1 protein-coding gene and 1 pseudogene are annotated in these 6,221 nt (G+C 39.4%); both read left to right on the top strand.

The features are described 5' to 3' along the window. The first annotated feature begins 248 nt into the window (after positions 1–248). Complete coding sequence (locus tag ACFIKE_RS07820; RefSeq protein WP_404978560.1) at positions 249–4,967, top strand: autotransporter outer membrane beta-barrel domain-containing protein; 4,719 nt, start codon at positions 249–251, stop codon at positions 4,965–4,967. Between the two features lie 649 nt (positions 4,968–5,616). Further along, positions 5,617–6,221, top strand: a pseudogene (locus ACFIKE_RS07815) (autotransporter outer membrane beta-barrel domain-containing protein); the annotation flags it as partial.

Below are 6,221 nucleotides of genomic sequence, written 5' to 3'. Positions count from 1 at the left end.
AAGTTTCTGATGGAAAAACAATACCAGTATCCGATAAAACCTACGAAACTATTCACGCAAAAGACGGTGGCAAAATCATTGGCAAGAATTTAACTGTGGTTGGGAGCAAAGATACAAACACAGATATTTACGCTGTAACAGCTGAAGGTCTTGGCAGTGCCATTACATTACTGCAAGACACAACCATTAAGGGAACTGGCTTTGACATTCGTCTCGGTCTTAATGCAAAAGATGGTGCAATACTTCAAATGACTGGGGGCATTATTACGGTTTCTGAAATTGGCGCTTTCTTCGAAAACAGTATGAATGATAAAAACAAGCTGGAAGGTGTAACAATATCAAGCGGTAAAGATGACCACTTCATGGATAAGGGAATAAATGCCGATAAAAAAAGCAAAGTTACTTTAGAAAACGTAACAGTTACACAAGCAAACACCAGTATATTTGCAAATGATCATTCAGAAGTAACGATATTAGGAGGAGCATTTGATGGAGAACTCAAAGGAATATCTGCTACGGAAGGCAGCACTATTACTTTAACCTATAGTAAATTAGCCGATAATAAAAAAGGCAGTGTTCAAGTTACATCATCTCATGGTGACGGACTCTATGCAAATGGTGCACAATCCACAATCACAATGATAGGAGGAGCAGTCACTGGAAAAAGTACAGCATTACTTGCAGAAAATGGCGGACATATTGACGTCACAGATGTTACTTTAAAAACAGGTGGTACCGGAATCGGTGTAATAGCCAATGATGTTGACAGCACAATTGAACTGCACGGAAATACGGTAATTAATGACGCTGTAATTGGGCTTTATGCAACAAACGGTAGCACAATCACAATGACTGGAGGAACCATTACGGCTTTTGAAACTGGTGCGTTCTTCAACGAGAGTAAAAGCGATAAAAACAAGTTAGAAAATGTAACCATTACTTATGCAAATACCAGCATAAGTGATCAAGACAAGCTAGAAAATGTAAAAACATCGGACAATGAATTAGACCCTGGATGGGAAAGTGAATTAGAAAATGAAAAAGAAGAGTTTTTATACACAGGAATAACGGCCTTTGCCAGAAGTCATCTCTCTTTAGAAAATGTAACCATTACCCAAGCAGAAACCAGCATATCCGCAGAAGATGGTTCACAAGTAACGATATTAGGAGGAGCATTTAATGGAGAACACACAGGGCTATACGTAGTGAACGGCAGCTTCATTACTTTAGCCAATAGTAAAGAAGGCAGCGTTCAAGTTACATCATCTAATGGTGATGGACTCTATGCAGACGGTTTATTCTCTACAATCATAATGATGGGAGGAACAGTGACTGCGGGAAACAGAGCATTATTTGCAAAAAAAGGTGGATATATTAAGGTCACAGATGTTGCTCTAACAACGATGGACGGAAACGGAAACGGGGCAGCTTCCACCGATCCTTACAGCTTTATTGAATTGGATGGGGGGACAACGATTAATAATGCTATAAATGGACTTGATGCGGAAAACAGTGGTGTCATCATAATGACGGGAGGAGCTGTAACTGCGAAAAGCGCAGCATTGTTTACCATGAACGGTGGATATATTAAGGTCACAGATGTTGCTCTAACAACGATGGAAGGAAACGGATACGGTGCTGCTTCCACCGATCCTGAAAGCTTGATTGAATTGCATGGAAAGACAACGATTAATAATGCTCTCATCGGACTTTATACAGAAAATAGTGGTACTATCGCAATGGCAGGTGGAACTGTAACTGGGAAAAGCGCGGCAGTACTTACAAAAAGCGGTGGACACATTAAGGTCACAGATGTTGCTCTAACAACAATGGATGGCAACGGATACGGTGCAGCTACCAGCGATCCTGACAGCTTGATTGAATTACATGGAAAGACAACGATTAATAATGCTTTCATCGGACTTTATACAGAAAATAGTGGTACTATCACAATGGCGGGTGGAACTGTAACCGCAACAAACATGGCACTGTTTGCAGCAAACGGTGGACATATTAAGGTCACAGATGTTGCTCTAACAACGATGGATGGCAACGGATACGGAGCAGCTACCACTGATCCTGACAGCTTGATTGAATTATATGGAAAGACAATAATTGATAATGCTTTCATCGGGCTTAATACAGAAAATAGTGGTACTATCACAATGGTGGGTGGAACTGTAACCGCAACAAACATGGCATTGCTTGCAAAAAGCGGTGGACATATTAAGCTCACAGATGTTGCTCTAACAACGATGTATGGCAACGGATACGGAGCAGCTACCACTGATCCTGAAAGCTTGATTGAGTTGGATGGAAAGACAACGATTAATAATGCTTTCATCGGACTTTATACAGAAAATAGTGGTACTATCACAATGGCAGGTGGAACTGTAGCCGCAACAAACATGGCATTGCTTGCAAAAAGCGGGGGACATATTAAGCTCACAGATGTTGCTCTAACAACGATGTATGGTAACGGATACGGTGCAGCTACCTCCGATCCTGAAAGCTTGATTGAATTGGATGGAAAGACAACGATTAATAATATTTTCATCGGGCTCAATGCAGAAAACAGTGGTACTATCACAATGGCGGGTGGAACTGTAACCGCAACAAACATGGCATTGCTTGCAAAAAGCGGTGGACATATTAAGCTCACAGATGTTGCTTTAACAACAAAAAATGGTAACTACGGTGCTGCTGCAACCGATCCTAAAAGCTTGATTGAATTATATGGAAAGACAACAATTAATAATGCTGTAACCGGACTTGATGCAGAAAATAGTGGCACAATTATAATGACTGGTGGAACAGTAACTGCGAAAACCATGGCATTGTTCGCAATGAATGGTGGACATATTAAGGTCACAGACGTTGCTCTAACAACGATGGATGGCAACGGATACGGTGCAGCTGCCAGCAATCCTTACAGCTTAATTGAATTGCATGGAAATACAGCGATTAGCAATACTTTCATCGGACTTTATGCAGAAAACGGTGGCACGATTAAAATGACTGGAGGGACCGTAGCAGCAAAAGGATCAGCATTTGTTGTAAAAAATAGCGGATATATTGATGTAACAAATGTTTCTGCAACAGCAGAAAACAGTGGCATAATATTTGATAAATCCGAGGACGATAATGCCTCAGAAGTCGACTTGACAAATACAAAGATTCGCACTGAAAATAGTATTGGAATTAACGCAGACCAATCAATCGGTATAGTCAATCTCAAAAATTCAGAAATCAGTGCCGATATTTTATTAGCAGCAAAAGCTTCAACTAAAGAAAATAACTTTGCTTTTACATTAAATGCTAATCACTCCGTATTAAAGGGGAGAGCAAAAATTGCAGAAAACAGAACTGTACGCTTTGATTTGACAAACAAGACAACATGGATATTGAAAACCAGTACAAAAGAAACCGATGATGACGGAAAACTGCTTGCTATTGCTCAAAGGTCACGTTCTGATATTTCTGTGATCAATCTCAATGATAGTTCTATTGTTTTTAATGGACCGGTAGAAGATCATTATCATACATTGCATATAGGATCTGGAATACCGAACATTCTAGCAGTCTATAATGCCTCTGGTGAGGCAGAAATTCATTTCAACGCTATATGGAGTGATGGTGTTGCAATAGATGCACAAAAAACCGATAGGCTTCTCATTCACGGTGATGTAGCAGGCACCACAACAGTTTATGTCAAAAGTGTTTCAGGGGATAAAGAGAGCGTAGAAAATGCTTCTACTCCTTCAAATATAGGTGGACTTTCACTTATTCAAGTTTCTGGAGAAGCAAAAGAAGACTCCTTTAAATTGAAAAATGGCTATACCACCATAGGAGGAACTCCTTATAAATATACGCTAACTGCCTATGGACCAGTCTCAAGCTATGGCAAAGCCAATGCTAACCAAAACTTATTCGATGAAAAGGATAAAGATTTCTGGGATTTCCGTTTGCAGCCTGAATTTTTTGACACCGATTCAAAAGTAAGAGCAGTTGTACCACAAATGGCAAGCTATTTGGTTATGCCAAATGCCCTCTTTTATACTGGATTGGCCGATATGGCCAAGCAAAATGCACTTTTAGCCAATATGAGAACAACAGTCTTGGGAGAGCAGAAAAATCTAAAAAACAGTTTCTTCCTCTCTACCTATGGGGGTACAGGAACCTTATCCTCGAAACGCGGTCCCCTTAAATATGGTTATGGTGCTGATATTCGCTACGCTGCTATACAAGGTGGGGTTGCATTGACTACGTTAGAAGGGCACAGCACTACTACACATCTTGGTCTTTTAGGCACCTATGGGCAGCTGTCTTTCACTCCAAAAGAGATGCAGGATGCAAGTAAAAGCACCCTAGATAAATGGTCTCTCACTGCCTATGGTAGTGTACAACATGACAGTGGTTTCTATATCGATACGCTTTTATCCTATGGGATAATAAAGGGCGATATCACCAATGCCATCATTGGTAAAACCGCGAAATTGAACAATGTAAAGATGTTGAGTATTTCCACCACCGTTGGCAAACAATTTTCTACCGGAATGGAAGGTTTAACCTTCGAGCCCCAAATACAACTTGCTTATCAACATTTGATGTTTGATACCATTGAAGATGCTGATAATTTAAAAATTGATATGAACAATCCTTCTCAATGGTTGATCCGTGTTGGTGGACGTTTAACCAAAACCATTATGACCACTGAAAATGGTCCTGCCATTTCCTTCTATGGAAAAGCAAACTTGATCAAAACCTTTGGTGATGATGGAAAAGTACAAATTAGCAAGAATTTTGACCTTGATCCCATGGGAACAGCAATTGAGGGCGGCGTTGGCATCAATGCACAACTGTCTCACAATTTCTCTCTTTACGGTGATGTAAGCTATCGACAAAAGCTTCAGAAAACTGGTATAAGTGGTGCAAGCTTTTCAGGTGGCATACGCTATCAGTTTTAAATCAAGGCTGTAAAAATAGCCTATTCATTCTATTCAATTTAACAAAAAGGGCAGCACAATATGCTGCCTTTTTTGTACATTAAAGTCATCCTTTTTCCTTTTAAAGCACCCTTCCCTCTTTATACTTAGTTCTTTACGAAAATCTCCAAGACAAGACACAACAAACGCAACAGAGCACTTCCATCCCCAGTGGATGAAGAGTACTTCCTACTTTGAAAAAAGAGAAGTCTATTAGAAATAAATTAATACCACTGTGTTGAAAGATGAAAGCCCACTTTAAGCCCAAGTAAGTTAGCTTTTTTACAAGCTTCTACTACACCCTTTTCTGTTCCCTCATAAACCCAATTTGCATCATCTAATAATCTTTACCATCACTTAAAAGATGTCATGGTGCCACTATATCAGTATCTCAAAATATTTCTCTGAATAATAATATTCAAAATTATAATACTTTAAATAAAATCAATTATAAATACATTTTGTATTAGACATAATTAATATCAATTATTTTTTAATTTTGACAAAAAACCAAAAATGTCTTACCAAATAAAGAAAATTACTGAAAGTAATAACAACTATCCATTTTCACTTCTTCTTATGAAGTTCGCGGGGAAATGAATATTTTGGGGCTCTCATAAGGAGAATACTAGTGTATAAAACATCCCTTTTATCATGCACGGCTGCAGCCGCTATTATCCTGTTCAACATCCAGTTCAGTGCACATGCTGAAACCCTCGTAGTTTCTGATGGAAAACAACAAGAAGTATCCGATAAAACCTACGAAACTATTCACGCAAAAGACGGTGGCAAAATCATTGGCAAGAATTTAACGATAAACCACCCAGTCCATTACGATGTATACGCTGTAACAGCTGAAGGTGTTAACAGTGTAATTGAATTACAGGATAGTAGAATTATCCCAAAACTTGATTCTGAGATTTTCCGCGGTCTTGAAGCCAAAGACGGAGCTACAATCAAAATGATTGGAGGTTCCATTGCAGCTGCCTCTGTTGGCGCTTCTTTTAATAACACGAATAGCAGCGAAAACATGCTAAAAGACGTGGTGATATCAGACTTAGATAAAGATGGACTGCAATTACTCTCAGGAATAGTTACCAAGGGAAGCACGCTCACCTTAAAAAATGTAACTGTTATGCATGCAGCGAACGCTCTAACGGCAGATGATCACTCGACAATAACAGTCTCTGGAGGATCATTTGATGGAGAACTCGATGGAATATATGCTTCAAATGG

It is taken from the genome of Bartonella sp. MU70NMGDW, assembly GCF_042194085.1.
GTDB lineage: Bacteria > Pseudomonadota > Alphaproteobacteria > Rhizobiales > Rhizobiaceae > Bartonella > Bartonella grahamii.
This window is presented reverse-complemented; position numbering and strand designations above follow the sequence as displayed.

Excerpts from the sequence above, each read along its gene's own strand:
- ACFIKE_RS07820 (WP_404978560.1), top strand. The coding sequence starts at position 249 with ATGACTGGGGGCATTATTACGGTTTCTGAAATTGGCGCTTTCTTCGAA.